The 26,960-nt window shown below is 71.7% G+C and carries 27 protein-coding genes; 14 read left to right on the forward strand and 13 right to left on the reverse strand.

What is annotated here, in order from left to right:
- Positions 1–82: 82 nt before the first annotated feature.
- Both NP777_RS27445 and NP777_RS27450 read right to left on the reverse strand, forming a co-directional pair.
- Positions 83–1,033, reverse strand: coding sequence for an ABC transporter permease (locus NP777_RS27445; protein WP_256652865.1), 951 nt, complete (start codon positions 1,031–1,033; stop codon positions 83–85).
- Positions 1,033–2,700 (reverse strand): ABC transporter substrate-binding protein, encoded by a 1,668-nt coding sequence (locus NP777_RS27450; RefSeq protein WP_256652866.1) that lies wholly within the window; start codon positions 2,698–2,700, stop codon positions 1,033–1,035. Before NP777_RS27450 ends, NP777_RS27445 begins: the two co-directional genes overlap by 1 nt.
- A 337-nt stretch (positions 2,701–3,037) precedes the next feature.
- On the opposite strand from NP777_RS27450, the gene NP777_RS27455 reads away from it, so the two are divergent.
- The 3 genes from NP777_RS27455 to NP777_RS27465 all read left to right on the forward strand — a co-directional run bounded on the left by NP777_RS27455 (position 3,038) and on the right by NP777_RS27465 (position 5,427).
- Positions 3,038–3,763 carry a FadR/GntR family transcriptional regulator gene (locus NP777_RS27455; protein WP_256652867.1) on the forward strand — a complete coding sequence of 242 codons (726 nt, stop codon included), beginning with the start codon at positions 3,038–3,040 and terminating at the stop codon, positions 3,761–3,763.
- A gap of 63 nt (positions 3,764–3,826) precedes the next feature.
- Positions 3,827–4,246: a YciI family protein gene (locus tag NP777_RS27460; RefSeq protein WP_256652868.1), complete on the forward strand. Its 420-nt coding sequence runs from the start codon at positions 3,827–3,829 to the stop codon at positions 4,244–4,246.
- A 5-nt stretch (positions 4,247–4,251) separates the two neighbouring features.
- Positions 4,252–5,427, forward strand: a complete 1,176-nt coding sequence (locus NP777_RS27465; RefSeq protein WP_256652916.1) for an RNA polymerase sigma factor — start codon at positions 4,252–4,254, stop codon at positions 5,425–5,427.
- A gap of 27 nt (positions 5,428–5,454) precedes the next feature.
- Here NP777_RS27465 and NP777_RS27470 read toward each other — a convergent pair whose 3' ends face one another.
- Positions 5,455–6,042, reverse strand: coding sequence for a hypothetical protein (locus NP777_RS27470; RefSeq protein ID WP_256652869.1), 588 nt, complete (start codon positions 6,040–6,042; stop codon positions 5,455–5,457).
- A 529-nt stretch (positions 6,043–6,571) separates the two neighbouring features.
- Here NP777_RS27470 and NP777_RS27475 point away from each other — a divergent pair.
- Positions 6,572–7,417 (forward strand): calcium-binding protein, encoded by an 846-nt coding sequence (locus NP777_RS27475; RefSeq protein ID WP_256652870.1) that lies wholly within the window; start codon positions 6,572–6,574, stop codon positions 7,415–7,417.
- Between the two features lie 92 nt (positions 7,418–7,509).
- Here NP777_RS27475 and NP777_RS27480 read toward each other — a convergent pair whose 3' ends face one another.
- A complete protein-coding gene (locus NP777_RS27480) occupies positions 7,510–8,649 on the reverse strand; it encodes a substrate-binding domain-containing protein (RefSeq protein WP_256652871.1) in 1,140 nt (379 codons plus the stop codon).
- A gap of 494 nt (positions 8,650–9,143) precedes the next feature.
- On the opposite strand from NP777_RS27480, the gene NP777_RS27485 reads away from it, so the two are divergent.
- The 5 genes from NP777_RS27485 (at position 9,144) to NP777_RS27505 (ending at position 14,692) form a co-directional block, all read left to right on the forward strand.
- The gene (locus NP777_RS27485; RefSeq protein ID WP_256652872.1) at positions 9,144–11,744 is read left to right on the forward strand and encodes an ATP-binding protein; all 2,601 of its coding nucleotides are present in this window, start codon (positions 9,144–9,146) and stop codon (positions 11,742–11,744) included.
- The gene (locus NP777_RS27490; protein ID WP_020868862.1) at positions 11,725–12,195 is read left to right on the forward strand and encodes a roadblock/LC7 domain-containing protein; all 471 of its coding nucleotides are present in this window, start codon (positions 11,725–11,727) and stop codon (positions 12,193–12,195) included. Before NP777_RS27485 ends, NP777_RS27490 begins: the two co-directional genes overlap by 20 nt.
- A 277-nt stretch (positions 12,196–12,472) precedes the next feature.
- The gene (locus tag NP777_RS27495) at positions 12,473–12,874 is read left to right on the forward strand and encodes a DUF742 domain-containing protein (protein WP_256652917.1); all 402 of its coding nucleotides are present in this window, start codon (positions 12,473–12,475) and stop codon (positions 12,872–12,874) included.
- Positions 12,822–13,439: a GTP-binding protein gene (locus NP777_RS27500; RefSeq protein WP_138914103.1), complete on the forward strand. Its 618-nt coding sequence runs from the start codon at positions 12,822–12,824 to the stop codon at positions 13,437–13,439. Before NP777_RS27495 ends, NP777_RS27500 begins: the two co-directional genes overlap by 53 nt.
- A 377-nt stretch (positions 13,440–13,816) precedes the next feature.
- On the forward strand, positions 13,817–14,692 hold the full coding sequence (locus NP777_RS27505) for a class I SAM-dependent methyltransferase (RefSeq protein ID WP_256652873.1): 876 nt from the start codon (positions 13,817–13,819) through the stop codon (positions 14,690–14,692).
- 4 nt (positions 14,693–14,696) lie between these two features.
- On the opposite strand, the gene NP777_RS27510 is transcribed toward NP777_RS27505, so the two are convergent.
- A complete protein-coding gene (locus NP777_RS27510) occupies positions 14,697–15,404 on the reverse strand; it encodes a TetR/AcrR family transcriptional regulator (protein WP_256652874.1) in 708 nt (235 codons plus the stop codon).
- Between the two features lie 154 nt (positions 15,405–15,558).
- Here NP777_RS27510 and NP777_RS27515 point away from each other — a divergent pair, with 154 nt between their 5' ends.
- The 3 genes from NP777_RS27515 (at position 15,559) to NP777_RS27525 (ending at position 18,093) form a co-directional block, all read left to right on the forward strand.
- Positions 15,559–16,008 carry a nitroreductase family deazaflavin-dependent oxidoreductase gene (locus NP777_RS27515; RefSeq protein WP_256652875.1) on the forward strand — a complete coding sequence of 150 codons (450 nt, stop codon included), beginning with the start codon at positions 15,559–15,561 and terminating at the stop codon, positions 16,006–16,008.
- A 72-nt stretch (positions 16,009–16,080) separates the two neighbouring features.
- Positions 16,081–16,764: an SRPBCC family protein gene (locus NP777_RS27520; RefSeq protein WP_256652876.1), complete on the forward strand. Its 684-nt coding sequence runs from the start codon at positions 16,081–16,083 to the stop codon at positions 16,762–16,764.
- A gap of 60 nt (positions 16,765–16,824) precedes the next feature.
- Positions 16,825–18,093 carry a cytochrome P450 gene (locus NP777_RS27525; protein ID WP_256652877.1) on the forward strand — a complete coding sequence of 423 codons (1,269 nt, stop codon included), beginning with the start codon at positions 16,825–16,827 and terminating at the stop codon, positions 18,091–18,093.
- 79 nt (positions 18,094–18,172) lie between these two features.
- Here the strand turns inward: NP777_RS27525 and NP777_RS27530 are convergent, their stop codons facing one another.
- Together NP777_RS27530 and NP777_RS27535 are read right to left on the reverse strand one after the other, a co-directional pair.
- Positions 18,173–18,469, reverse strand: coding sequence for a hypothetical protein (locus NP777_RS27530; RefSeq protein ID WP_256652878.1), 297 nt, complete (start codon positions 18,467–18,469; stop codon positions 18,173–18,175).
- Positions 18,470–18,702: 233 nt separating this feature from the next.
- Positions 18,703–19,296 carry a TetR/AcrR family transcriptional regulator gene (locus NP777_RS27535; protein ID WP_256652879.1) on the reverse strand — a complete coding sequence of 198 codons (594 nt, stop codon included), beginning with the start codon at positions 19,294–19,296 and terminating at the stop codon, positions 18,703–18,705.
- Between the two features lie 74 nt (positions 19,297–19,370).
- On the opposite strand from NP777_RS27535, the gene NP777_RS27540 reads away from it, so the two are divergent.
- Entirely contained in the window at positions 19,371–20,189 is an 819-nt protein-coding gene (locus NP777_RS27540; RefSeq protein WP_256652880.1) for a class I SAM-dependent methyltransferase, read from the forward strand.
- Between the two features lie 11 nt (positions 20,190–20,200).
- Here the strand turns inward: NP777_RS27540 and NP777_RS27545 are convergent, their stop codons facing one another.
- The 3 genes from NP777_RS27545 to NP777_RS27555 form a co-directional block, all read right to left on the reverse strand.
- On the reverse strand, positions 20,201–20,893 hold the full coding sequence (locus NP777_RS27545; RefSeq protein ID WP_308405232.1) for a DUF998 domain-containing protein: 693 nt from the start codon (positions 20,891–20,893) through the stop codon (positions 20,201–20,203).
- A 167-nt stretch (positions 20,894–21,060) separates the two neighbouring features.
- Positions 21,061–21,897 carry an SGNH/GDSL hydrolase family protein gene (locus tag NP777_RS27550; RefSeq protein ID WP_256652881.1) on the reverse strand — a complete coding sequence of 279 codons (837 nt, stop codon included), beginning with the start codon at positions 21,895–21,897 and terminating at the stop codon, positions 21,061–21,063.
- A complete protein-coding gene (locus NP777_RS27555; protein ID WP_256652882.1) occupies positions 21,884–22,453 on the reverse strand; it encodes a PadR family transcriptional regulator in 570 nt (189 codons plus the stop codon). The genes NP777_RS27550 and NP777_RS27555 overlap by 14 nt, the downstream gene beginning before the upstream one ends.
- 140 nt (positions 22,454–22,593) lie before the next feature.
- Here NP777_RS27555 and NP777_RS27560 point away from each other — a divergent pair, with 140 nt between their 5' ends.
- Positions 22,594–23,031 carry a nuclear transport factor 2 family protein gene (locus NP777_RS27560; RefSeq protein WP_256652883.1) on the forward strand — a complete coding sequence of 146 codons (438 nt, stop codon included), beginning with the start codon at positions 22,594–22,596 and terminating at the stop codon, positions 23,029–23,031.
- A 53-nt stretch (positions 23,032–23,084) separates the two neighbouring features.
- On the opposite strand, the gene NP777_RS27565 is transcribed toward NP777_RS27560, so the two are convergent.
- The 3 genes from NP777_RS27565 to NP777_RS27575 all read right to left on the reverse strand — a co-directional run bounded on the left by NP777_RS27565 (position 23,085) and on the right by NP777_RS27575 (position 26,784).
- Complete coding sequence (locus tag NP777_RS27565) at positions 23,085–23,858, reverse strand: vWA domain-containing protein (RefSeq protein WP_256652884.1); 774 nt, start codon at positions 23,856–23,858, stop codon at positions 23,085–23,087.
- Between the two features lie 125 nt (positions 23,859–23,983).
- Positions 23,984–25,090, reverse strand: coding sequence for a cobalamin B12-binding domain-containing protein (locus NP777_RS27570; RefSeq protein ID WP_256652885.1), 1,107 nt, complete (start codon positions 25,088–25,090; stop codon positions 23,984–23,986).
- A complete protein-coding gene (locus NP777_RS27575; protein WP_256652886.1) occupies positions 25,087–26,784 on the reverse strand; it encodes a PP2C family protein-serine/threonine phosphatase in 1,698 nt (565 codons plus the stop codon). The genes NP777_RS27570 and NP777_RS27575 overlap by 4 nt, the downstream gene beginning before the upstream one ends.
- Positions 26,785–26,960 lie beyond the last annotated feature (176 nt).

Raw genomic sequence — 26,960 nt, forward strand, 5'->3', positions numbered from 1 at the left:
GGTGGCGGCGGCGCTCACTGGGCACCTCCGAGGCCGATGCTCAACCGTGCGCCGTTCAACGGGGCAGCTCCGAACCGGATTCTCACTGGGCACCTCCGAGCCGGATACGGGGGTCGATCACCGAATAGGCCAGGTCGACCAGGAGGTTGACGACGATGTAGGCGGTCGAGGTGAACAGCACCACGCCCTGCACCATGGCGTAGTCGCGGGAGAAGACCGCGTCGATGGTGAGCTTGCCGAAGCCCGGCAGGACGAAGATCTGCTCGGTGACCACCGCGCCCGAGATGAGGTGCCCGAGCTGGAGCCCGAGCACGGTCACCACGGTGACCAGGCTGTTGCGCAGGGCGTGCCCCATGATCACCTGGCGCCGGGAGAGCCCCTTGGCGCGTGCCGTGCGCACGTAGTCGGCGGACAGCGAGCCCAGCATGGCCGCGCGCGTCTGCCGCATCACGACCGCCGCCAGACCGGAGCCGAGGACGATCACCGGGAGCACCATATGGCGCAGGTTCTCCATCGGGTCCACGCCGAACGGCACGAAACCGGAGGCGGCGAAGACCGGGACGGCGATCGCGAAGGCCAGGACGAGCACGATGCCGAGCCAGAAGGCGGGCACCGAAAGCCCCAGCAGCGCCACCGCGTTGACCAGCCACTCCTCGGGCCGTCCGCGCCGGACCGCCGCCACCACCCCGGCGCCCACGCCGACCACGACCGCGAGCAGCAGGGACAGGGCGGACAGTTCGAGGGTGACGGGCAGCGCCTCCAGCACCGAGTCCAGGACCGGCAGCCCGGTGCGGGAGGAGACCCCGAGGTCGCCGGTGGCGGCGTGCCGCACATAGCGCACGTACTGCACCACGATGTTGTCGTCGAGCCCGTAGCTCTCGCGGATCTGGGCGATCGCCTCGGGCGTGGGCTCCTCCCCGGCCAGCGCGGTGGCGGTGTCGCCGGGCAGCGCCCGTACGCCGGCGAAGACCACGACGCTGACCAGGAAGAGGGTGATCAGCGATTCGCCGAGGCGGCGGATCGGATACGACATCAGCTCCCTCCCTTCACATATCCGGCGTCCTTCACCCGGATCAGCCCGTCGCCGAAGACCTTCAGCCCGGCGACCTTCTTCGTCACGGAGACGTAGTTCGTGGGCTGGATCAGATAGAGCACGGTGTGCGCGGCGCGGACGCGCTCCACCAGCCGGGCGTAGATCTTCTTGCGGGCCGGCTTGGCCGCGGTGGCGCCGCCCTCGGCGATCAGCCGGTCGATGGCGGGGTCGGAGAGCCCGCCGTAGTTCTGGGCGCCGCCGGTGCCGGCGAACACGTCGATGTTGCCCGCCGGGTCCAGCCGCCCCGACCAGTTGGTGGTCGCCGCCTGGAAGTCGCCCGCGCGGGAGTGCTCCAGGCCGGTGGCGAACTCGGTGGGCGTCAGGCTCACCGCGAAGCCCGCCTCCTTGGCCATGGCCTGGATGACCTGGCCCAGCCGGTTGTCCTCCGGGGTGGTGCTGATCTGCAGCCGCACCCGGACCGGGGTGGTCACCCTGGCGGCCCTGAGCAGCCGCCTGGCCTTGGCCAGGTCGCGGGCCGGGCAGCGGGACCCGGTGGCGTACGGGGTGCCGGAGGGGAGCGGGCCGCAGGTGGGGCGGTAGCGGCCCTGGAAGACGATGGTGTTGATCAGGTCGCGGTCCAGGGAGAGGTCGAACGCCTCGCGCACCCGTACGTCCCGCGCGATCGGGGTGTCGATCCGGCCCGGCGGCGCCCCGGCGCCCTTGGTGTTGCCGATGTTGAGGGTCAGTCCGTAGTAGCCCAGCGAGGGGGAGTGGAACAGCTGGAGCCCGGGTTCGGTGAGCGCCCGGCCCACCTGGACCGGGTCCATCTGGTCGCCCACCTGGATGTCGCCGGACTGGAGGTTCGCCAGCCGGACGTTGCCGTCGGTGATGGTGCGGTAGATCACCCGCCGCAGATGGACGGCGTCGGCGTCGTAGTAGTTCGGGTCCTTGTCCAGCACGATGCGGTCGCCCACCACCCGCTCGGCGTAGCGGAACGGGCCGACGCAGGTGGGGTGGCTCGCGAACCCCTTGCCGTAGCGCTTCAGCGCGGTGGGGGACATCACCATGCCCGCGCGGTCGGCGAGCAGCGCGAGCAGCGGGACGTACGGCTTGGTCAGCCGCAGCCGTACGGTGTCGTCGCCGACCGCCTGGACCGAGGTGAGGAGCTTCAGCTCGCTCGCGCGCACGGAACCGGTCAGCGTCCGGTGGCGGTCGAGGGAGGTCTTGACCGCCTTGGCGTCCATCCGGGTGCCGTCGGCGAACCGGACGCCGCGCCGCAGCCGGATGGTGACGGTGCGGCCCCCGTCGCTCGTCGTGGGCGGGGCGGCGGCGAGCTGCGGCACGATCCGGTTCGCGCCGTCGACGTCGTAGAGCTTCTCGCACATCGCGGTGAACACGGTCCGGCCCACGGCGGTGCTGGCAAGGGTGGGATCCAGCTTGTCCGGGTCCGATTTGAGGGCGATGGTCAGCGTTCCGCCGTCGCGGGCGGGCCGGGGGTCGGTCATCCGGTCGGCGCCCACCTCGGCCGTGGGGGAGGCCAGGGAGGCGCAGCCGGCGGTGGCACCGGCGGCCAGCAGACACAGCACCCGGGCGGCGAGTGCGGCGGCGCGCGGTCGGTGGCGGGTGGGTGGGGGCCGGTCGCTGGGTCCGCTCGTTCTTTGGCGCATGGCGGAATGCCTCACTGCTGGGGATGTCGGGGCGTGCGCGCTGCGGTGTGGCCAGGATGGCGCAGGGACCGCAGTTGGTCCATTGGTAGGACCAAATCGATGTCGGTGGACGCTAGCGCGCGGACCCGGTGGCTCCGGTTGCCCACCCGTCACCACCTGGTTAAATCCGCTCGCGGCGGCGACAGGGCGGAGGCCGGGTGGAGGCTGGGAGGACGCCGGGGAGACGCCCGCCGGGTGTGAGACTCTGGACCACCGACCGGACCGGAAAAGCTGAGGAAAGCCGAAGAACCGGACCGGAAAGCTCAGAAGGCTGAAGAAGGCGGAGGAAAGCCAGGAGATGGACTGGCGGCAACTGCGGCACTCCACCCTGTCGACGCCGGACGCCCTGGCCGTCGGCCTGGAGCGGCTGATCCTGAGCGGAGAGCTGGCGCCCGGTTCCCGCGTCCCGCCGGAGCGGGAGCTCGCGGAGAGCCTCGGCGTCTCCCGGGGCTCGGTCCGCGAGGCGCTGCGCGCCCTCGCCTCGCGCGGACTGGTCGCCCGGCGCCCCGGCTCCGGCACCGTCGTGCTCGACCCGGGGGCCACCCCGCGCGGCGACATCCTGGCCTCGGGGCTCGATGCCACGGCGGAGCTGTTGCAGGTCATGGAGGTGCGCGCGTGCATCGAGCCCTCGGTGACCGCGCGGGCCGCCCGCCGCGCCACCCCCTCCGACATCGTCCAGCTGCACGCCCTGCTGGACGCGATGCGACGGGAGCCCACGCGGCAGGAGTTCACCGACCTGGACCGCACCTTCCACCGCGCCATCGCCCAGTACACCCGCAACCCCCTGCTGCTGCGGCTGCTGGACCGGGTCTACGAGATCGGCGAGCCCGGTCGGCGCGAGACCTCGCTGTCCGCCGCCCGCCGGCGCGCCACCATCGAGGAGCACCAGGCCATCCTGCGGGCGATCGAGGCCCGCGATCCGGAGGCGGCCCGAGCGGCCTCCGAGGCGCATCTGGACTCGGTGCTGCACCGGATCGAGGAGCAGCGAAAAAAATCTTCGGACCGGGATGTCGAGAACGCGTGACCGGCTCCGTCCCCGGGGTGAACGCGACCACAATGGGTCGCATCCGCATCAAGGAGAACCACGATGGCCAAGTACCTGCTGCTGAAGCACTACCGCGGCGCTCCGGCTCCGGTGAACAACGTGCCGATGGACCAGTGGACGCCGGAGGAGATCTCGGCGCATATGCGGTACATGAACGACTTCGCGGCCCGGCTGGAGAAGACCGGCGAGTTCGTCGACGGCCAGGCGCTCGCCCCCGAGGGGTCGTGGGTGCGGTACGACGGTGAGGGGCGGCCGCCGGTCACCGACGGTCCGTTCGCCGAGACCAAGGACCTCATCGCGGGCTGGATGGTGATCGACGTCGACAGCCATGAGCGCGCCGTCGAACTGGCCGGTGAGCTGTCCGCCGCTCCGGGGAAGGACGGGAAGCCGATCCACGAGTGGCTGGAGGTGCGCCCGTTCCTGGCCGCCGAGCCCAGCACCACGGAGTGCACTTTCAAGTGACGCAGATGAACGAGGCCCTGATCAGGAGCCTCACGCCGGGCGTGCTCGGCGCCCTCGTCCGCCGCGGAGCCGATTTCGCGGCGGCCGAGGACGCCGTGCAGGAAGCGCTCATCGAGGCGGTCCGCGTGTGGCCGGCCGACCCCCCGCGTGACGCGAAGGGCTGGCTGACCACCGTGGCCTGGCGCAAGTTCCTCGACGCGACCCGCGCGGATGCCGCCCGCCGCAGGCGCGAGGACGTGGTCGAGGAGGAACCGGCGCCCGGCCCCGCGGCCTCGGTGGACGACACCCTCCAGCTCTACTTCCTGTGCGCCCACCCGTCGCTGACGCCGTCGTCCGCCGTCGCGCTCACGCTGCGCGCGGTCGGCGGCCTCACCACGCGTCAGATCGCCCAGGCGTACCTGGTGCCCGAGGCGACCATGGCGCAGCGCATCAGCCGGGCCAAGCGCACCGTCGCCGACGTACGGTTCGACCGGCCCGGCGACGTCGCCACCGTGCTGCGCGTGCTGTACCTGGTCTTCAACGAGGGCTACTCGGGCGACGTCGACCTCGCCGCCGAGGCCATCCGGCTCACCCGGCAGCTCGCGGCCGCCATCGACCACCCCGAGGTGGCCGGGCTGCTCGCCCTGATGCTGCTCCACCACGCCCGGCGCGCCACCCGGACCGCGCCCGACGGCGGTCTGGTGCCGCTCGCCGAGCAGGACCGCTCCCGGTGGGACACCGAGGCGATCGCCGAGGGGGTGGAGATCCTTCAGGCGGCGCTGGCCCGGGACCGGCTGGGCGAGTTCCAGGCCCAGGCCGCGATCGCGGCCCTCCACGCCGACGCGCCCACCGCAGAGGAGACCGACTGGGTGCAGATCGTGGAGTGGTACGACGAGCTCGCGGGGCTGACCGACAGCCCGGTCGTCCGGCTCAACCGGGCGGTGGCGGTCGGCGAGGCGGACGGCCCGCGCGCCGGGCTGGCCGCGCTCGCGGAACTGGACGCGGCTTCCCCCAGCTCTTCGAGCGGGGGACACCCGTTGCCCCGCCGCGCGGCGGTGGCGGCGTACCTCCATGAGCGCGACGGCGACCTGGCGACGGCGGCCCGGCTGTACGCGGAGGCGGCCCACCAGGCACCCAACCTCGCCGAACGCGACTACCTGACCCGCCAGGCCGCCCGGCTCAACACCGGCCGGTCCCACTGACGCGCGCCGCGTCGGCGAGGAGCCGGTTCACGGGCGGACGTAGCGGTCGGGGTTGCCCTGCGGCCAGTTGACGGTGAGGCTCTGGCCGTCCGCGCTGACCACGGCGTGGCCACCGGAGATGGTCTCGCCCTGGCAGGTCATGGTGACGGCCATGCTCGCGCTGATCGTCCCGGGGCAGGACTTGCCCTGGTACCCCACGCTCAGGGAACCGCCGGACACGGTCATCACGAGCGGCTTGCCGTTCGGGTCGCGCACCGTGGAGTACCAGGTGCCCTGCACGCTCGCCGGGGCGCCCGCCCGGGTCGGCGCGGGGGCCTGCGTCTTCGGGGCCGTACGGCGCGGGGCCGGGGTGGTGCCGTCGGCGGTGCGGGTGGCCCGGGGGCTGCTCGGGCTCGCGCTGGGGCTCTTGGCGGGCTTCGTACGGCTCGGGCTGGGGCTCGCGCTGGTGGGGGCGGCGGACGCGGTGCCGCGTTCGGCGGCGTCCGTCTTCTGGGCGGACGCCGTCTTGTCGGAGGCGCCGGACGACCGGGTGTCCTTGTCGTCGTTGCCGCAGCCGGTCAGCGCCAGAGCCAGTACCGCGACGGCCACGGTGGCGGCCGCATTCATTTTCCGCACGAGAATCCCTGATATTCCTGAGTGAACGGGGAAGGCATGAGGGAAGATCTTGACAGGCGGCCGCGCCAAAACTCCACGGATTCCGGAGATGTTCTCCAGGAAATGTTTACTGGAATCCGGATCAGTTTCCCGTGGAGCTTTCTCCTGGTGACATTCTCGCGGCGGCTTTCCGGAGCGGTCGCCATACCGGGGACGGGCCCATGGTCCACCGCCCCGCGGCCGGGTCCGCCCGGCACCTCCCGTCCGATGACCTCCGGCCGCGACCCGGGTGAACGGGGGGTTAAGCGACCCGGAAAGGCTGGTTACGGAGATGTCCTCATTTCTTGTGCGACCCCCTTCGAATAACCCCATGACCTGCGACTGCGGAAAGCCCTCGGGAAACTAGGGAATTCCCGGAGCAACCGCTTGCCGTTCATCACGGTCTACCGGGGCGATCGGAAACACCAAATAGCCGATCGCCGGCGCCGGTGACCGCACCGCCTTTCCCGCCGGCCCGATCGGCACTGATTGCACGAAGGGCCAATTCCCTATGCGCAGGTACCGAACCCTGGCCGCCACGGCCACCCTCGCTCTCGCCCTGGGCGGACTCGCGCTCGCCGCGCCCGCCGCCCAGGCGGCCCCGACGGCCTCGGGCTCTCTCGTCCACGAGGACGGCGAGCTCTGGTACAAGGCCGCCGCGGGACAGAAGAACAATCTCACGGTCTCCGAACAGATCGTCAGCCGTGGGGAATTCGAGTCCTATTACGTCCTCACCTTCCGTGACCGGGGTGACATCACGATCGACCCGGAGGCGGCGAACTGGGACGAGTGCGCCTACCCGACCGCGAGCGATCACACCGTCGCCCGGTGCGCGGTGGAAATCCCGCAGAACTCCGACGACTCCGATGACTTCGACGTCGATCTCGGTGACGGCGACGACACCGCGAAGATCGACCCCGATGGTTCGGCCTACGGCGGAATTCACGGCGGTGCCGGCGACGACGTCCTCCAGGGCAACGCCGCGGACGTGTTCTACGGCGAGGGCGGCAACGACAAGATCGACGGTGGCGGCGGGGTCATGGGCTTCGGCGCCTACGGCGGCGACGGCGACGACACCATCACCAACTGCGCGCAGGAATGCCACGGCGGCGCCGGGAACGACACCATCACCGGTGGCGACGAGGACAACGTCCTGCGCGGCGACGCCGGTAACGACATCCTCCGTGGTGGCAAGGGCACCGACGAGATCTACGGCGGCCAGGGCGACGACCAGCTCTACGGCGAGGAGGGCGACGACACCCTCTTCGGCAACAGCGGCGACGACGTGCTGTGGGGCGGCCAGGGCAATGACACCCTCTCCGGCGGTCCGGGCAGCAACGAGGTCCACCAGGACTGAGACCGGGCAGGACCAGGTCTCACCGGGCCGGGGCTCCCCTCACGAGCCCCGGCCCTCCCCTTCGCCCACGCCCTGTTGCCTGCTTTCCCCGGCTACTTCCCCCAGATCTCGCGATACGCCTGCCGATAGCCCTCGGAGTCCCACGACAGGGCGCCACCGCTGTTCGCGGCGGTGGTGATGTGGACCGGGGGAACGTATCCACTGGCGGGCTTGTCCGCGAAGGCGCGGTTGAACTCATCGGCGATCTGCCAGCCCTGTTCGGAGAGGGGCTCGGGCACCGTGGCCGCCTGGAACCGCTCGCCGTTGACGCGCTGGAAGGCCGACGGGTCGCCGTCCCCCGCGCCGATGTTGAACGGGGCGCCCGCGCCGTCCTTGCCCGCGGCGCGCAGGGCGGCCGCGGTGTGGCGGAAGTACAGGTCGTTGACGGCGGCCGAGTACGTCCACTTGTCGCCGAAGCGGGAGAGCAGGGACCGGACTTCCCCGATGGCGCGCTTGTTGACCTCGGGTATCGGCATGTTCTGGTAACTCAGCAGCTTGACGTCGGAGCAGGTGGCGAGCTCCTTCTTGATCAGGTCCGACTTGTGCTTCGCGAAGGAGACCGTGCGGTCGGTGAACAGCACCACGCCCGCGCGGCCGCCCGAGTGGGCGATGATCCAGTCGGCGCTGATCTTCGCGACGTCCTCGACCCGGGTGGTGACGTTGGTGAAGAGACCGGGGCTTCCGTCCGGGCCCGGGGTCGGGGCGGCGTGCCAGCCGATCACCGGAATGCCCGCCGCCTTGGCCTCCTTGATTCCGTCGGCGACGCCGGCGGCGTCCAAACCGGCGATGGCGATGCCGTCCGGTTTGAGCGCGAGCGCCTGCTTGAAGGCCGACCGGTAACCGTCCGGGGTGCCCTGGCCGTTGATGGTGCGGGCGCTCCACCGCAGCAGCTTCGCGGCTTCCTGCACGCCCTGGGCGACTCCGGCCGGACCGGGGTTGGAGAGGTCATGGGCGATGAAGACGATGCTCTTGCCGTGCCCGGCCGCCGCGGGCCCGGTGGTGGGGCCCTTCCAGGGGGCGTCGACGGCCTCCGCCTTCTTGACGGCTTGTTTCGCTCTGGAGAGGACGGTCGGGCAGCCGGGCTTTTCGGCGGTCCGGTGGGTCGTGGTGGAGGCGGCGCCGGGCTCGCAGCCGGCGGTGGCCACGGCCAGCAGCGCGATGGCCGTCAGGGCCGCCTTGCGGGTGGGGTGCACGGGTCTCCTCGCAGGGCACGGAGTGGTACGGAGGGTACGGGCCGGGGACGGACCGAGGGTGGGCCAGGGGCCGGGAGCAGACAGGTTACGGGTGGCGGTGGCGGGCCGGGCAGCCCCCTTCGGAACCCGTGACCCCATCGAGCACAGTCGTGAACAAGCCAGCCCACCCACCACGCTCGGTCTCCACCCCATGACCACCGGCTGGCCATCTCCCGGCCACCGGTTGGGCGATTGGCGGGGCGCCGGGGGATGCGTAGATGACCGTAGATGACCTAAACCCTGCAAATCGTGGAAATTCCGTGGTCGTTGAGAGGCCATGTCTTGCGCGTGTGCGCGCAAGCGGTAGTGTTCACGCCCGGTCAGACATGTGGCGCGATTCCATCGCTCGCATGCCGGCCGGAATCGCCTTCGCCGACGTCCCGTTTCCCGGTGTCGGCGATCGGCGGCAACAACACCTCGGTCACCGCTCAGGAGCACATCGAAGGAGGACCTGGGTGTCTGTGGACACGGCGGACCCGCCAGCCGACCAGGAGCCGTCCGGACAGGCGTCGCCGCCGAGTTCGCGGTCCCGGAGCACGACGGGGCCCACGGCGGGGCGTACGACGGATCGCGACGCGGGCCGCGCGGCGGGCCGTAGGACGGAAGCCCTCGGCGCGCTCCTCGACCGCTGGCCGTTCCGGCGGAAGCTCAACGTCCTGGTCATCGTGCCGCTGACGGTCGTCGGCGTACTCCTCGGCCTCGCCGTGAACGGCGAGGTGCAGCAGGCCCTGGACGCCGACCGGATCGCCGGGCGGGTGCGTGACAGCGGCCAGGTGGCCCGGCTGGTCAACGACGTACAGGCCGAGCACCGGGAGGCGCTCCTGCTCTCCGTCGAGCAGGAGTCGGTCCGCCCCGGGGCCACCCTCCCGTCCACCGCCGACTACCGCCGGGCGCAGCGGGTCACCGATGAGCGGGCCGCCGAGGTGCGTTCGGCGTTCGGCTCCGCCCTGCCGAAGGACGAGGCCCAGGCCCTCGGCTACGTCAAGCGTCTGAGCGTGCTGCGGGAGAAGGTGGAACGGGGCGCGGTGCCCGCCGCCGGTATCGACCCCGCGTACGCCGCCGCCGTCGGCTATCTCATCGACGGCATCGGGCTCGACCACTTCTCCGACAGCCCCTCGTCCTCCGCCGTCGAGCTGGTGGACGCCGTGATGCGCGCCGACGCCGCCCACGCGGCCTTCGAGGGCGGAGTGTTCTCCGCCCAGACCAGGGACGCCAACGGCGTCACCGAGTACACCCGCGCGGTCGGCGCCCACCGGGTCTACGAGGAGCAGTCGGAACGTTTCGCCAGGATCGCCGACCCCGATCAGGTCCTGCGCCTCGACGGCATCGAGCGGAACGCCGAGGCGAACGGCATCGAGGCCCGGTTCGCCCAGCTCCAGATCGACCCCAGCTCCCTCCAGGGCCAGTCGACACGGCAGCTCCGCGCGGCGATGGCCCAGGGCAACCGGCAGGCCGAGGCCCGCCTCGGGATCGCCCGCTCGCTGATCGGCGAGATCGCCGACCGGGCCGAGGGCGCCTCCAGCGACGCCCTGTACAAGGCGCTGGCCCTGCTCGCCCTCGCCGTCCTCGGCTTCGCCGCCTGGCTGACGTTCTCGTTCCTGGTCCGGCGCTCCGTCGTACGCCCCCTGGCCGCCCTCACCGGCGCCGCCCACCAGGTGGTCGCGGTGGCCGACGAGGAGCTCGCCAAGGTCGAGGACGAGGACGACGACACGACCGACACCACCCCGCTGCGGCCCCGGCCGATCCCGGTCCCGGTGCGCGACGAGATCGGCGATCTGGCCGAGGCGTTCAACCAGGTGCAGGTCACCGCCGCGGCGCTGCTGGAACGGCAGGTGCTCAGCCGCCGCAACGTCGGCGAGATGTTCGGCAACGTCGGCCGCCGGGTCAGCAACCTCACCACCCGCCAGCTCACCCTGATCGACGCCGTAGAACGCGATGAGACCTCTCCCGACATCCTGGAGCGGCTCTACCGCATCGACCACATCGCCGTACGCCTCCAGCGCAACGCCGACAGCCTGATGCTGCTCGCCGGAATCCGGGAGGCCGAGCTGGACGCCCGGCCGACGACGCTGGCCGATGTCATCCGCGCGGCGCTCGGCCAGATCGAGGGGTACCAGCGGGTGTCCCTGCGGTCCGAGACCGAGGTCACGGTCGCGCCCGACATCACCGGCGACCTCACGCTGATGCTGGCCGAGTTGCTGGAGAACGCGGTCTCGTTCTCCCCGTCCGACACCCCCGTCGAGGTTGTCGTCCGGCCCGGCACCGATGTCACGGCGGACGGCGGGGCGCTGATCGAGGTCATCGACCACGGGCTCGGCCTGGCCGGGGAACGCCTCGAGGAGGAGAACGCCCGCCTGGTGCGCCGCGAGCGGCTCGACCTCGTACCGACCAAGGTGCTCGGCCTCTTCGTGGTCGGCAGCCTCGCCCGGCGCTGGGGCATCCGGGTCACGCTGAGCCGTACGCCGGGCGGCGGGGTCACCGGCAGTGTGTGGGTGCCGTCGGCGCTGTTGGTGGCGCGGGGGGCGGGGGAGGAGCCATCGGGCACGGGGTCGGTCGCGGCTTCGGGGCCGGGGCCGGGTAAGGGCGCGGCGGGAGCCGGGCGGGAGCCCGCGTCCGCGCCCGCCACCGCGCCTTCGCCGGTACGGGCCTCCGCCACCGCGCCCGAGCGGCGCCCGGCGGTGCCGGTGACGGAGTCGGGTCTGCCGCGGCGCGTCCCGGCGACGTCCCGTACGAACGCGGAGCCGGCCGGCGCCGCGAAGGGGACGCCGACCGCGAACGAGCCGAACGCCGCCCAGGCCGCCGCCCCCGGCTCCCGTCCCCTCCGCCGCCGGGTCCGGGGCGCGACGCTCGACAAGACCACCTCACCGGCCGACCGGGCGATCCCAGCGACGCGCCGACCCGCCGACGCCGACGCGGTTCGCTCCGAACTTGACGAGTTCGAGGCGGCCGTACGCAGGGCGGAGCAGGACAGCGCCGCCGCCGCCCCGGCCGAAGCCATGCCATCGACACATCAGCGACCCCGGAAGGAGTCGGGCAGTGACCACGCCGACAGATAAGAGCGGTACCGCTGAGCGGGAAGCCACCGATCTGCGGGCCGCCGCGGCCGACTTCACCTGGCTGCTGGACCGATTCGCCACCCAGACCGCCGGTGTCGTCGACGCCATCGCGGTCTCCTCCGACGGTCTGCTGATCGCCGTCTCCCAACTGCGGGAACAGGCCGACTCCGAGCGGCTCGCCGCGATCGTCTCCGGTGTCACCAGCCTCGCCGCCGGCGCCTCCGGAAACTACGGCCTGGGCGATCTCAACAAGGTCATCATCGATCTCGAGGGCGGCCATGTACTGGTGTCGTCCATCGGCTGCGGTGCCGTGCTCGGCGTGGTGACCACGAAGGAGGCGAAGCTGGGCAACATCGCGTATGAGATGACCCTCTTCGCCAACCGGGCCGGGACCGCGCTCACCCCGCAGCTCGTCATGGAGCTGAAGAAGAGCGCCGGGTCCGTCGGCTGACGGGGCGAGCGGCGCATGGAGGAGGGGGGTCGAGATGGTCGCCGGTGAACCGGTACCGCACGATGCGGTACCGCACGATGCGGCAGCGCGGGAGGCGGCGGGGCACGAGGCGGAGGACGGCGTCCGGGCCGCCCCGGAGCCGCCCGAGCCGGTCGAACGGACCGGGCCCGGGGAGACGCCGGAGCGGGACGGGCCCGTAGGGGCGGCCGGGCAGGCCGACCGCCCCGAAGCGCGGCCGGAGCCGCCCGAGCCCGTCGAGGCGCCCGAACTCGTCGAGCTGTCCGGGCCCGTCGAGCCCGCCGTCCGTGCTTCCGCCGTCCGCCCGTTCCTGCTGACCGCGGGCAGGGTGGCCGGGAGCGGCGCCGCGCCACCGCTCCCGGTCGAGACCCAGATCGTGGCGACGCCGGACGGGCTGTCCGCCCTGCGGTCGCTCGCCTTCGAACGCCGCGACATCGTCGCCGCCTGCCGACGTCCCCAGTCGGTGGCGGAGCTGGCCGCCCGGCTGCACTTGCACCTCAACGTGGTCCGGGTCCTCGCGGAGGACCTGTGCGCCGCGGGACATCTGGCGGTCCACGTCCCGAACGCCGGGACCGTCCACGACATCTCCGTACTGCGAAGGGTTATCGATGGTCTCCGTGCCGTCCCCGACTCACGGGGCTCACTCCGCGACAGCGGTTGAAGAACCGCCACTGCCGGTCAAGCTGGTCATCGCCGGTGGCTTCGGGGTCGGCAAGACCACGGCGGTGGGCGCGATCTCCGAGATCCGGCCGCTGACCACGGAGGCGCTGATCACGGAGGTCGCGGCGGGCGTGGACGACCTCACCCACACCCCCGGCAAGACCACCACCACGGTCGCCATGGACTTCGGCGTGATCACCATCGACCCGAAGCTGAAGCTGTATCTGTTCGGCACGCCGGGCCAGGACCGCTTCGGCTTCATGTGGGACGACGTGGTCGAGGGCGCACTCGGCGGCCTGGTGATCGTGGACACCCGCCGTCTGGACGACTGCTACGCGGCGGTGGACTACTTCGAGCACAAGGACATCCCCTTCGCCGTGGCCATCAACGCCTTCGACGGCGAGGTCCAGCACGATCTGGACGAGGTCCGCTGGGCCCTGGACATCTCCGAGCACGTTCCGCTGATCGTCTTCGACGCCCGTGAGACGGGTTCGGTCCGCGACGCGCTCCTGGTCGTCCTCGACGTGGCCCTGTCCCGCGCCCAGTCCGCCGCCAACCCGGTCTGACGGGACGCAGCGGAACGGCCGGCGACACCGACGACGATCCTCCGATCCCCCAAGACGAGCGTGACGGCCCCGGACAGGACCGTGAACCAGTCCCTGCCCGGATGGACCTTCAGCGCCTCGGCGCTGGCCGGAGCCGGTTTGGTGAGGCGCAGCTTGGCCACGGTGACCCCGGGCTGCCGGTTCAGCATCCAGGTGGTCAGCCCGCGCGCCGCGTCATGCTGCGGCCGGATGATCACGTCGCCGTCGGCGGTCGACTCCACCAGCTGATCCAGACTGGTCCCCAGGGCCCGCGCTATCGCGCTCAACTGATGCGCTGCCCTCTTGCGTCATACGCAAGATGGTATGTCGTTGAGGCAAGGTCCACTTACGCTCGAAACATGACGGACCACCACCACGAGCACCACCACGAGCACCATCACCATCACCACGGCGACGCGGGCGACTCGGGCTGGGCCGAACTCCTGGATCTCGACGCCGAAGTCCTGCACGCCTACCTGTCCGAAGTGACGTCTCGGCTGGCCCAGTTGACGCGCGACGACCCGCCCCGCCGCCTCCTCGACCTGGGCAGCGGCACCGGCACCGGAACCCTCGCCCTGCTCGGGCGCTTCGAGATCGCCGAGGCGATCGCCGTCGACCGGTCCCCCGACCTCCTGGACCATCTGCGGGGCAAGGCCCGCGCACGCGGAGTGGCGGACCGCGTCCGAACCGTCCAGGCGGATCTCGACGGCACCTGGCCGGACTTCGGTCCCGTGGACCTGGTGTGGGCGTCGGCGTCCGTCCACCACCTCGCCGACCCCGACCGGGGCTTGCGCGAGGTCTTCGAGCGGCTGCGCCCCGGCGGTCTCCTGGCCGTGATCGAGATGGCCGGCTTCCCGCGCTTCCTCCCCGAGGACGTCGGCCGCGGGCGGCCCGGCCTGGAAGCCCGCTGCCACGCCGTACAGGCCCAGGAACACGCCGAGCGGATGCCGGAGCTGGGTTCCGACTGGGGCCCTCGCCTCTCCCGCGCCGGATTCACCGTCGTGACGGAACACCCCTTCGCCATCGATCTGCGTCCCCCGCTGCCCGAGCCCACCGGCCGCTACGCCCAGGCGTTCCTCCGCCGTATGCGGTCCCATGTGGCGGAGCGCCTGAGCCCCGAAGACCTGGCCACCCTCGACCACCTCATCGACAGCGACGGCCCGGACGGCGTGCTGCGACGCGACGACCTCGCCGTCCGCGCCGAGCGCACTCTGTGGGCGGCCCGCCGCCCGTGACCCGTCAACGGGCCGGCGGAAGCCCGAGGAAGTCGGCGAGCTGTTCGATCGCGTGGTCGAAGAACTCGTCCGTGGGGTCCACGCTGCCGACGAACTGACCGAACAGCTCGAAGCTCAGCATCCCGAACAACTGCGTCCACACCACGATGCCGCGGTTGAGCGTCTCCAGCGGCAGATCCGGCGCGATCCGCTCGCCGTCCGGCGCGACCAGCTCGCCCAGTGCCCGCAACTGACCGGCCAGGCCGTCGGTCAGGGGCGGGCCTTCGAACGCGGGCACGGGGTTCGTCTCCCGCAGGAGCCTGATCAGGACCAGCGGTACGCGCGCCGCCGAGGCGACCGTGTCCTGCGGGGCGGCGTATCCCGGGATCGGCGAACCGTAGATCAGGGCGTACTCATGCGGGTTGGCCCGCGCCCAGTCCCGGACCGCGTGACACGCCTTGCGCCAGCGCTCCCGCGGCGCGCCCCCCTCCGCGGCCTTCTCCGCCTGCTCGCCCATCGCGTCGTACGCGTCGATGATCAACGCGGTGAGCAGCTCGTCCCTGCTGGCGAAGTAGCGGTAGAGGGCCGACGACACCATGCCCAGCTCCCGGGCGACCGAGCGCAACGAGAGTTTCTGGGCGCCGTCCACCGCGAGCTGTCGCCGGGCCTCGTTCTTGATCTCCTGCGTGAGCTCCGCCCGAGCCCGGTCCCTGGCTGTCCGACTGGCGTTCATACCGACAGTGTGCCATGGACGAGAGCGGCGCACGACTCCGAGAGCACTGCTCTTGACTTGTGGGCGGGGTTCGGTGTTCAGTGATCTCAACAGAGAGCATTGCTCTCGCCGCCTGAACACCACTCTCGCACGCCGGGAGTCGAAGAGGGATGACATGACCGAGCTCCGCAACCTCAAGCCCAGCAAGTTCGACAGGATCTTCAACGGCCTCGCCAAGCGCCTGACGAAGCTCGGCATCGGCCTGGCCGGGAGCCAGATCCTGGCCGTTCGCGGCCGTAAGAGCGGCGAGTGGCGCACCACCCCGGTCAACCCGCTCACCCTGCACGGCGAGCGCTACCTCGTCGCCCCGCGCGGCCACACCCAGTGGGTGCGCAATATGCGCGCGGCCGGCGGCGGCGAACTGCGGCTGGGCCGCAGGGTGGAGCCGTTCACCGCCGTCGAGGTCGAGGACGGCGTGAAGCCGGAGATCCTGCGGCTGTACCTGAAGAAGTGGGCGTGGGAGGTCGGCCGCTTCTTCGACGGTGTCGACGCGCAATCGAGCGACGAGAAGCTGCTGGAGATCGCGCCTGGATTCCCGGTGTTCAGGATCAGCGCGCGGGGCTGACCCGCGGGCCGCCTCCCCTCGACGCGTTCCACCGACCGCTTTACCCAACTCGCCCACGACGAAGGGAAACCCATGTCCGGCAACCGCCCGTCGCCCTCGCGGAACCACGTACGCACCACCGCGCTCACGATCGCGCTCGCCGCCGCGGGCGTACTCGGGACGGCCGCCCCGCAGGCCCAAGCCGCACCAGCGAGAGCGAAGGCCGCCCAGGCCGCCCACCACAACGACCCCTCCACCTGCCGCGGCGAGGGCGTCGACCCCACGGCCCGGATCCGCTACCGGTCCGACGTCGTGATCAAGGCTCCGCTGAGCACCGTCTTCGCGCTGCAGACCGACGTGGAGCGCTGGCCGGGCTGGCAGCCCTCCGTCCGCACCATGGAACGCCTCGACCCCGGCCCGCTCCGGAAGGGTTCCCGGTTCCGGTGGACCACCCCGGCGCCGGCCACCCCGACCACCCCCGCCACCACCCTCGACATCACCTCCACCGTTCATCAGCTCAAGCGCGACTCCTGCATCCGGTGGAGCGGACCCGCGATCGGCGAAGGGCTGCGCATCGACGAGGGCGTCCATGTGTGGACCTTCACCAAGGTCGGGGGAGGCGTCCGGGTCCACACCGAGGAAACGTGGCGGGGCGACCAGGTCGAAGCGGATGTCCCCACCGCGACCGAGGCCCTGGGCCAGGGCCTCGAAGCGTGGTTGAGCGATCTGAAGACCACCGCCGAGGCCGCCAACCGCCATGACCGGCGGCCTCTTTGACTTCACCCATGAGTGATGCATAACTGTTCGCCGCAGGTCGTACGGCTCTGGAGGCGCTCCGTGGATGAAGCAGAAGTGGCGAACGAGACGAAACCGGAAGGCGCGGAGCCGGAAAGCGTGGAGCTGGAAGGCGCGAAACGGGAAGGCGCGAAGCCGGAAGGCGCGGAAGCACGCTGCCCCCTCGGCGACTTCCCGTTCGCCACCGAGCACCCCCTCGAACCGCCGAAGGAGTGGGCGGCGCTACGGGCGGAGGGCTGCCCCATCCCGGAGCTGAGGCTGCGCTCCACCGGCGCCCCGGTGCGGGTGCTGACCCGGTACGAGGATGTGCACGCGATGCTGTCCGATCCCCGCTTCCCCCGTGACGTGAGCGAGGCGGGGCCGGACGGGACCGGCACGGGCGAACGGCACCAGCGCTGGCGGCGCCTGGTGGGCCAGGCGCTCACCGCCAAGCGGGTCACCGCGCTCCGCCCCCGGATCGTCACCATCGGCCACGCCCTGGTGGACGCGATGGAGGCCGGCCCGACCCCCGCCGACCTCTGGGCTGGTTTCGCGTATCCGTTCCCGGCGCGGGTGGTCGGCGCCCTGCTGGGCGTACCGGAGGCGGACTGGGACCGCTTCGCGTACTGGTCGGGCGCCCTGTTCGGCGGGGACCGCTACGGCGAACAGGAGACCCGCACCGCCCGCGAGGAGCTTCTGGTGTATCTGGGTGAGCATGTGGCCCGGACGCGGAGCGCACCGGGAGACGACCTGCTCAGCAAGCTGATCGAGATCACCGACGCCGCCGACCCCCGCCCGCCCGAGGCGGTCCTGGTCCAGATCGCGCAGGGCCTGATGCACGCCGGGCACGAGACGACGTCCAGCGTCATCGGGAAGCTGGTCCCGGTCCTGCTGGACGACCGCTCCCGCTGGCAGCGCCTGCTGGACGACCGCTCCCTGATCCGCCCGGCCGTCGAGGAGTTGCTGCGCTTCGACGTCAACCGCGGTCCGGGCATGCCGCGTTATCTGACGGAGGACGCCCGACTGGGCGGCGAGGTGATCCCGAAGGGCAGCACCACCGTGTCGGTCGTGGCCTCCGCCAACCGCGACGAGCGGATGTTCCCCGACCCGGACCACCTGGACCTGACCCGCACCCCCAACCGTCACCTCGCCTTCGGTGCCGGCGCCCACTCCTGCATAGGCCAGGCCCTGGCCCGCACCGAACTGCACGTCGCCCTGGAAACCCTCCTGGACCGCCTCCCCGGCCTGGCCCTGGCCGTCCCGTCCGCCGAGCTGGCGCGCCGCGCCGGAGTGCTCACGGACAGCTTCGAGCAGGTCCCGGTGGTGTGGTGACGACCGCCGACCGGCTCCGGGGCTCCGGGGCTGACGACCTTGTCGCGGGGGCTAGTGGCTGTCGGGCACCGACGTGTGGTCAGCCGCCGAAGGACCAGAGAAGGGCGGTGAAGCCGACGAACCCAACGGCGCCGAGGGCGGTTCCGGCGACGGCGATCCACAGCCGCCCGACCCCGCGGCGGGCATGGTGAACACCCATGGCCCCGAGAACGACGGCAAGCGCCCCGGCGATGATCGTCCACGGCAGAGTGACGAGCACGAGCGCGGGCACCCACGCGCCCACGACGGAGAACACACCGAGAACAAGCGCGGTGGGCCCCAACGCGACGGCGGGCGAGTCACTTCCCCCGGCCCCGGACACGGTCGACTCGGACATGACCTGCACCCCCATGGGATGGGTTCCTGTTCCGCACCGATCGTACCGATGGGGGCGCGGCCGACCGATGGGGGCCGGGCGTGATCGGGGTTTGCGCAGCGTGGCCCCTTGGCGGTGCGGACCTTCACTTCCGGTCGGGGACCAGCCGGAACATTCCGGCGGCCGCCTCGCGGATGGCGTCGCGACGAGCGGCCACGCTGTCCATGGGCGGGCTCACAAGCCGGGTGTCAGGGCTACGGCTTCCGTACGGCGTCGGCGATGACGGTGGTGACCATCTTGCGGACGGCCCCGGCGTCCGGCGGCGCGGCTTCGCGGTCCGCGAAGAGCAGATGCCCGGCCCCGATCACCGTGGGGGCGAGCGCGTCGATGTCGGCGTCGGCCGCGATGCGCCCCCGCTCCCGCTCGGCGGTGAGGTAGGAGGCGATCATGGCCGTGGCTTCCGTCAGGAGCGGCACGCCGGTCGGTGTGGTCTCGCGGAGCCGGGCGCGTAGTTCGTCCCGCGAGGTGACGAGGCTGACGATGGCCACGGCGACCGACTCGAACAGGGTGGTCAGCGCGGCGGCGAGGCGGTCGGCCACGCTGCCGGTCCCGGCGGCGTCGCGCAGGGCGGCGGACTGGTGGTCGAGCCGGGCGACGCGATCCCGTACGAGCTCGGCGAGGAAGGCGTCGAAGTCGGCGAAGTGCCGGTGCAGAACGCCCTTCGCGCAGTTCGCCTCCGTGGTGACCGCCCGACTGGTCAGCGCGCTCGGCCCGTCCCGGAGCAGGACTCGCTCGGCGGCCTGGAACAACTGCTCGCGTACGTCACGCATGGCCACCCCTGTTGGCACCGTGCGTCCCTCCTCACCTCGCTTGTGCGCCCGCCCGGTTGACGAGTGGGCAAGTGCCCACTCATAGTGGGCGCATGCCCACTCTACCGTTCTCCGGGAACGAACCCCATCAACATCGGCAGCTGGCCGAGTCGTTCGGCGTGGACGCCGAACGCTATGACCAGGCCCGGCCCCGCTACCCCCAGGCCATGGTGGACCGGATCGCCACCGGCGGTCCCGATGCCCTGGACATCCTCGACGTCGGCTGTGGCACCGGTATCGCGGCCCGGCAGTTCCAGCAGACCGGCCGCACGGTGCTCGGCGTCGAGCCGGACGTGCGGATGGCCGATGTGGCGCGGCGGCTCGGGACGGAGGTCGAGGTCGCGACGTTCGAGGCCTGGGATCCGGCCGGCCGGGAATTCGACGCCGTGATCGCGGGCCAGGCGTGGCACTGGATCGATCCGGTCGCGGGGGCGGCCAAGGCCGCCCAGGTGCTGCGGCCCGGCGCCCGGCTGGCCGCGTTCTGGAACGTCTTCCGGTTGCCACCCGAGCTGGCGGACGCCGTCGCCGAGGTCTGCCGGCGGGTGATGCCCGACGCGCCGTTCGACTTCCGCGCGGTGACGCGGGGCGGCCTGGACGGGTATCAGCCGATCCTCGCCAAGGCGGTGGACGGGATACGGGCGGCGGGCGCGCTCGGCGAACCGGAACAGTGGCGGTTCGAGTGGGAGTGGACCTACACCCGGGACGCCTGGCTGGAGCAGATCCCCACCCAGGGCGCCTTCACCCGGCTTCCTCCGGCCGGGCTGGCGGAGGTGCTGGAGGGCGTTGGCGCGGCCATCGACGCGATGGGCGGCCGCTTCACCATGCCGTACACGACGGTGGTGATCATCGCGACCCGAACTGCCCCCGCCTGACGGCCCAGCGCTTACGGGCGCGTGGATCTCATGGGCGAGCGGGGCCACATCGCCGATGTCCCGCTGCCACGCGGCGGGTAACTGCCCCCGGCGAACCGCGCGGCACCGACAGCCAACGTCCACACCAGGAGCGGAAACGCCGCGACTCGCTCCATGCCTCCCATACCCAGTCCCAGGTAGTGGCGGGAAAGGAAGAGCCCGAAGGCCGTGATCGCGGTGATGCCCAGCAGGCCGGTCGCCCAACGCAGTGGACGTGCGACGTCGTTCGCCAGGCCGGCTGCCGCCCACAGCAGGCCGATGTTGCCCGTTCCCATGATGAGCAGGGCACCCAGGACGTGCTGGTTCTCGTGGACGTCCGCGGGCGCCAGCCCGGCGAGTACGAATCCCAGACCGGCACCGGCCAGGAGGAACCGGGCCACGGTGGCGGTCGCGGCCCGGCGCCACAGGGGACCGGTCAGGACGGCGCCGACGACGAGGAGCGTTCCCAGAACGATGAACGAGACGTTCATCAGGCCGTGTTCGGGAGAGCAGATATACCGTGGCTCGGGTTCCCGCTGCATGGCGCAGTGAGCGTTCCCCAAGTCGCTGATGTTGTTCCGCGCCCAGCTGTACGGTCTCGCCCAGGCTGACTCCACGATCGCGTGGACCACGAAGAACTGGACCACACCGGCGATCCATGCGGAATATCCGATCCGAGCCTTCACCTGTCCGCCTTCTGTCGCGCGACTTCCGTATGAGCCAGCGGATCACGCGGCGATGGCCTCGGACACTCCGATGAACCCCCGAAGCGGGGTGGGGCAGGCCCTACGCGGGGGCGCGTCTCATGGCTTCGCGGAAGGCGGTCGGCGCCTCGGACAACCCCACCCTTCGCTCACGGGCCTTCGCCGACCTGCTCGCCACCAGACCCCGGCTCGGACGTCTCGGCACGCACCGGCCCCAGCCGCGGTCGCTTGGCGGTGCGGCCGTCGCCGGAGGAGCGGCCGCGGAGGCGGCGGGTGAGCCAGGGGCCGAGGAAGGTGGCGGTCCAGCGGAGTTCGTCCGTGGCGGCACGCCATCCGGTGGGTGCGGGCGTCGCCGGTGGCGGCAGGGGGTGGCTCCAGGTGTCGTCGGAGCCGGGGAGGCCGAGGGTGTGGGCGAGGGCGGCGGCGATGCGCTGGTGGCCGATGGGGCTGGCGTGGAGGCGGTCGTGACTCCACAGGCGGGGGTCGGTGACGACGGGGTAGTGGCCGGTCTCGGCGACGGTGACGCCATGGCGCCGGGCGGCTTCGCGGATGCGCTCGTTCAGGGCCATGACGCGCGGGGTGAGGGGGCGCGCCAGGGGGCTGATGCGGGCGGCGTCGGGGAAGGTGAGCGTGGCGACGCGGGCGCCCCGCGCGGTGAGCGCGGCGAACATCGCCTCCAGGTGGTGGGCGGTGTGATCGGCGTCGAAGCGGGGGCGGAGGAGATCGTTGACACCGGCGACGACGGTCGCCAGGTCGGGGCGGAGGGCCAGGGCGGGCGCGAGCTGCTCCGCGTGGACCTGCGCGGCGAGACGGCCCCGTACGGCGAGATTGGCGTACGAGAGGCCGGGGTTCGCGTCGGCGAGGTGCTCGGCGAGGCGGTCGGCGAACCCGCGCAGACCTGTGACGTCGTCGCCGTCGCCCAGGCCCTCGGTCTGGCTGTCGCCCAGCGCGACATAGCGGCTGTACGGCGCGTCAGTGTCGGGCACGGCTGTGCTGCCTCTCTCGCAGGATCGTGATCGTGCGCTCGCACCAGTCGCGGTTGCCCTGTTCGAGCGCCAGGCCGCGCAGACACGTCAGGTACGGGCCGATGCGGTGGCCGTGGCGCAGGAACTCCTCCTCTGTGAGGTCACCGCGCAGCTTGCGCAGCAGTTTGCCGAAGAGCTGGATCTTGGCCTCGGCGAAGGTGGCACGCTCGGCGAGCTGGGCGATCAGGGTCTCGGTGTCGACGTGGTCGGCGGCCTGGACCTTGACGAGCAGGTCGTCCCGGATGAAGGTCGGCTTGGCGAACGCCGCCGTGAACTCCTCCAGCTCCGCCAGCCCGGTCTCGGTCACATGGAACAACCGCTTGGTGGGGCGGGTCTCCTGGACCACCGACCGGCCCGCGATGAGCCCGTCCTTCTCCAGGCGGGCCAGCTCGGCGTAGAGCTGCTGTGGCTGGGCGTGCCAGAAGTTCGCCACGCCGATGTCGAACGCCTTGGTCAGCTGGTATCCGCTGAGCTCCCCCTCGAGCAGTGCCGCCAGCACGGCGTGGCGCAGGGCCATCGGATCGCCTCCTTCACGTCTCCGTGCCTCCGTATGCGTCTGCATGCTGCCTCCGCATGCCTCTGTCGCTGGACACGCGACCATGATAGTCATGAAAATGACTACTCACATCCATGACTATGAAAGCAGGCGGGTGTGCGATGACCACTGCCGACCGTTTCCGTACCGCCATCGACAACCGGGACCTCGCGGCCCTGGACGACCTCTTCACCGAGGACATCCGCTTCTACAGCCCCGTCAAGTTCACCCCCTTCGAGGGCAAGCCGATGGTGCTGGGCCTCTTCGGGGTCCTGCTGCGCACCTTCCAGGACTTCCGCTACATCGGCGACTACACCGGCACCGCGCAGACCAGCACCGACGGCGTCGCCGCACAGTCGGCGGCGCTGCTCTTCCGCACCCGGATCGGCGACAAGGAGATCCACGGCATCGATCTGCTGCACTTCGCCGACGACGGCCGCATCAAGGAGTTCACCGTCATGGTCCGCCCCCAGTCCGCCGTCCACGCCCTCGGCGAGGCGGTCCTCGCGGGCCTGGTCGAGGACGGCCTCGCACCGGCACCGGCGCCGTCCGGCCAGTAGCGAGGACGGCTCGCACCTCGCCGCGTCGCCGCACTGGGCGGAAGCGGCGGTTCTCAGTCCTTCAAGACGCCGGCGGAGCGGGCGGAGTCGAGCCACAGCGGGAATTCATGGAGTAGCTGATCGTAGAGGGCGGTGTCGGAAAGGGTCTTCGGCGTCGGCCCCGTGGCGAAGAAGCCGGCGTTGTCGACGACGCGGCGGCTCGGCACCGGCAGGTCGTCGAGTCGGCGCAGGAAGCGGAATTCGTCGTCGCCGAACCCGATGAACTGCCAGAAGATGGGCAGGCTCGCGGCCGTGCACAGTATGTGTTCCGCCGCCGCCTTGGACGTGGGGGAGCCGTCGGTCTGGAAGACGACGAACGCCGGGTCGTCGGCCCCGGATGCCTGGTAGTGGTCGATGACGGCCTGCATGGCGACGTGGTAGTTGGTGCGGCCCATGTGGCCCATCGAGTCGTGCAGGGGGTTGATCCGGTCCTGGTAGGCGTCGAGGCCGATCTCGGCGGTTCCGTCGATGTCCGTGGAGAAGAAGACGACCGGTACGACCCCGTCGTCATCGAGGTTCGCCGCGAGGGCGAGTGTCTGCTCGGCCAAGTGCTGTACGGAGCCGTTCCGGTAGTACTTGCGCATGCTTCCGGAGCGGTCCAGCACCAGGTACACCGCGGCCCGTTGCCCAGCGGCTTCGTGCTTGGCCAAGGAGACCGCGGCGGTCTTGTAGAGGCTGACCAGCCCCGGAGCCTGGGCGGCGACCTTCTCCAGGCTGATCGCGGGAGCTGACGCCGTGGGGCGCTTGCGGTAGTCGATTTTCGGACGCTTGCTGTAATCGATTGCCATAGCCGGTGATTGTCCCTCAACTGATGAAATACGTCTCGCCCTTGGCGAATGCCCTTGACGAATGACCTTGGCGAATGCCTTTCAGGGGCGTACCTCGACGGTGATGGACGTACGCGCGGCGCCGTTCATTCGGGACGGCGGGAGTCCGTCTCCCGTGTGACGAGGGATCGGCGCCCCGCCGCGAGGGTGTCGAGGGTGCGGGGCGACCCGTGCAGGCGGTCGGCCAGGGCGTCCGTCATCGTGACGAGGCAGCGGGGCTCCACCGAGCGGGCGGAGAAGTACGCCGTGGCGAAGGCGAGCTGCCCGGTGAACACGCGGTCGTCGTCCACGAACACGGCCGCCGCCAGGGAATCCAGCAACCGGCCCAGAAAGTCGGTGCCCTCCTCGTGCTCTCTGACCGAGGTGTCCGAGCTGCCCGAGGTGCCTGGGCTGTCCGTGCTGCTTGGGCTGTCCGAGCGGGCCCGCAGGCCGGGGAACACATCACGCAGTACGTATGCCAAGTGCGCCAGCAGTTCGGGCCGTCGTCTGACGAGTACCGCGTACTCCTCCACCGCGGCGGCCTGGACCGAGGACCGCCCGCACCGCACCGGCGGCCAGCGGCGAAGCAGCGCTTCCGCCGCGTCGCGGGCGTCCGCCGCGTACAGGTCCGCGCCCAGCGCGTACGCCCAAGTGCCCTCGGGGCCGAACCCCGGGCCGCCCGCCATCACCGGGACACCGGCGCATCTGCAGGTCTCGATCTGCCGGTGTGCGTGCGGGAGGTTGAACGTCAGCGTGCACGAGAGGGCGACGACGTCGGGGCCGGTCTGATGGACGCACGAGAGGAGTTCGCCCGGGGAGACCGAGCCGCCGAGCGAGCGCACCTGGAAGCCGCGCAGGCGCAGCACCTCGGCGAGGATGTGGGAGGGCAGCACATGCCATTCGCCGTCGCCGCACGCCACCAGCACCTGGCCCGGTGAACCGCCGCTCACGGGGGCCGCGGCCGCGGCCGCGTCCACCGTCAGCCTGCTGACATGGGTGGCCGCGTGTTCCCGCGCCACCGTCCACTCGCCGGACGCCCACCTCTCACCGACCCTCACCTGGGCGGGTGCCACCAGTCCGAGCAGTACGTCCTCCGCGCTCACGCCGCTCGCCACCAGACCGACCGCCAGCTCCAGCGCTCCGCCCTCGTCCGCGTCCGCCAGGCAGGCGTCGAAGTCCGCCCGGACGGCGTCGGTGATCCCGTTCGCATTCATGGGCTGCCGGGCTCCCCGGCGCTCGCGGACCCGCCGGGGCCCTCGGGGCTCTTGGGGCTCTCGGGGCTCTCGGACCGACGGTGCGGTGGTGAGCCACGGCGGGGAGGCGCCTGAAGCGTCAGGAGGGAGATGTCGTCGTGCGGGCGGCCGGCGAGCCATTCGGTCGTGAGGAGCTCCAGCCGCTCGGCGACCGACGGTGCCTGCATGCCGACGCAGCTCGCCAGCGCGTCGACGAGGCGTTCGTCGCCGTAGATCTCCCGCCCGCTCACCCCACCTCGCGCCTCGGTGAGCCCGTCGCTGTAGAGGAGCATCAGCTCACCGGGTTCGAGGCGGAACTCCGTACGGCCGAAACTGGGATCGGGCACCGCCCCGACGAGCATGCCCTCGCAGACGATCTCCTCCACCCGTCCGTCGCCACGAAGCGTGAGCGGGAAGAGATGGCCGCCGCTGGCGATCTCCACCTTCACCGAGCCGTCGCCGCGGGGCCGGGCGGAGCCCGTGACCAGGGTCGTGAAGCGGTGGCCCGCGCTGATGACGAGATCGTTGAGCAACTGGAGGTCGCCCAGGGGATCGGGCCCCCTCCTGACCATGGCCAGGGTGCGCATGCTCTGCCGTACGTGCCCCGCCAGCACCGCGGCCTCCGCACCCTTGCCGGACACATCGCCGAAGAAGAACGTGACCCCGCCCGCGGGGCAAGGCGCCACGTGGTAGTAGTCGCCGCTGATGCGCAGCGCCTCCGCGGCCGGGCGGTAGGCGGCGCCGAGCCTGAGCCCGTCGACCGCCGGCAGCGGCTCCGGAGCCAGGCCGGCCTGGAGGACGGCCATGGTGTGGGCCTGCTGCGAGTAGAGCGCGGCCGTCGCCAGCGCGAGTCCGGCCCGTTCGGCGAACCGATGCGCCAGTTCGATGTCCGCGGCCTCCAGGCGGGCGCGCTCCGGGCCGCGCAACATGATCAGCGCACCGGCCGGTACCCCTCCCGCGCCGAGCTGGACCACCAGCGCCTCCTCGCCGCGAACGAACTCACCCGGCATGACGTCGTCGAGCGCGGCCAGCTCCCGGGGGCGTATGACGGCGGGGCGCGGCTGGAGCCCGTACAGCGCGTCCGAGACCTTGGGCACCCGCTCGAGTGTCTCGACCGCCACCTCCCCGGCGGACCGGGCATCGCCCGGACCCGCCCGGTGCCAGCGCGTACGCCGTCCACTCGCGGGCAGGACGACCACGGACGCGTCCGCCAGCCTCGGGATCACCATCTCCACGAGTGCGCGGGCGCTACGGCCGTGATGGAGCGAGGCGCCCAGGCGCCGGGTGGTCTCCTCCAGGAAGGCGGACCTGTCGCGCTCCTCGAAGAGCGCGGCCTCTGCCTCCTGGGCGCCGCTGACCTGGTGGACCAGCCATACCGCCGGTCCACCGGCCGTGTGCAGACGACCGCGGAGCCTGCGGCCCCCGTGGACGGCGTGGAAACGCTCCGCCCGGCGGGCGGCGGCACGGGCGAGCGGCGCCGCCGACGACATGCTCACCGGGCTCCCCGGGCGCAGCCCGGGGAAGAGACGGGCGGCGGCGCGGTTGAACCCGCGGACGGGCCCGTCGACCCGGTCGCAGATGACGACGGCCTCGTCAACAAGATCCAGCAGCTCGCCCAGCCGCGCCGGGGCGCAGCCCCATACGCCCCTGCCATCGCTGCCGCCGTCGCCCGTCATCGGCCACCGCCTCTTGCGCGCTCCGCCGCCGCGCCGTTGAAGCCCGGTTTATCCCCCCTGTCTATTCTGTCCGTTCTTCTGCGCTACCTGTTCTTCTGCGCTACCCGTCCGGCGTGGTCGGTCGTGGCTGCCGGTAGGGGCGGGCGCGGGGCCGGGCGGCGGTGTCGGGCCCGGCG

Origin of the sequence: Streptomyces rugosispiralis (assembly GCF_024505145.1) — a bacterium.
Classification (GTDB): domain Bacteria; phylum Actinomycetota; class Actinomycetes; order Streptomycetales; family Streptomycetaceae; genus Streptomyces; species Streptomyces rugosispiralis.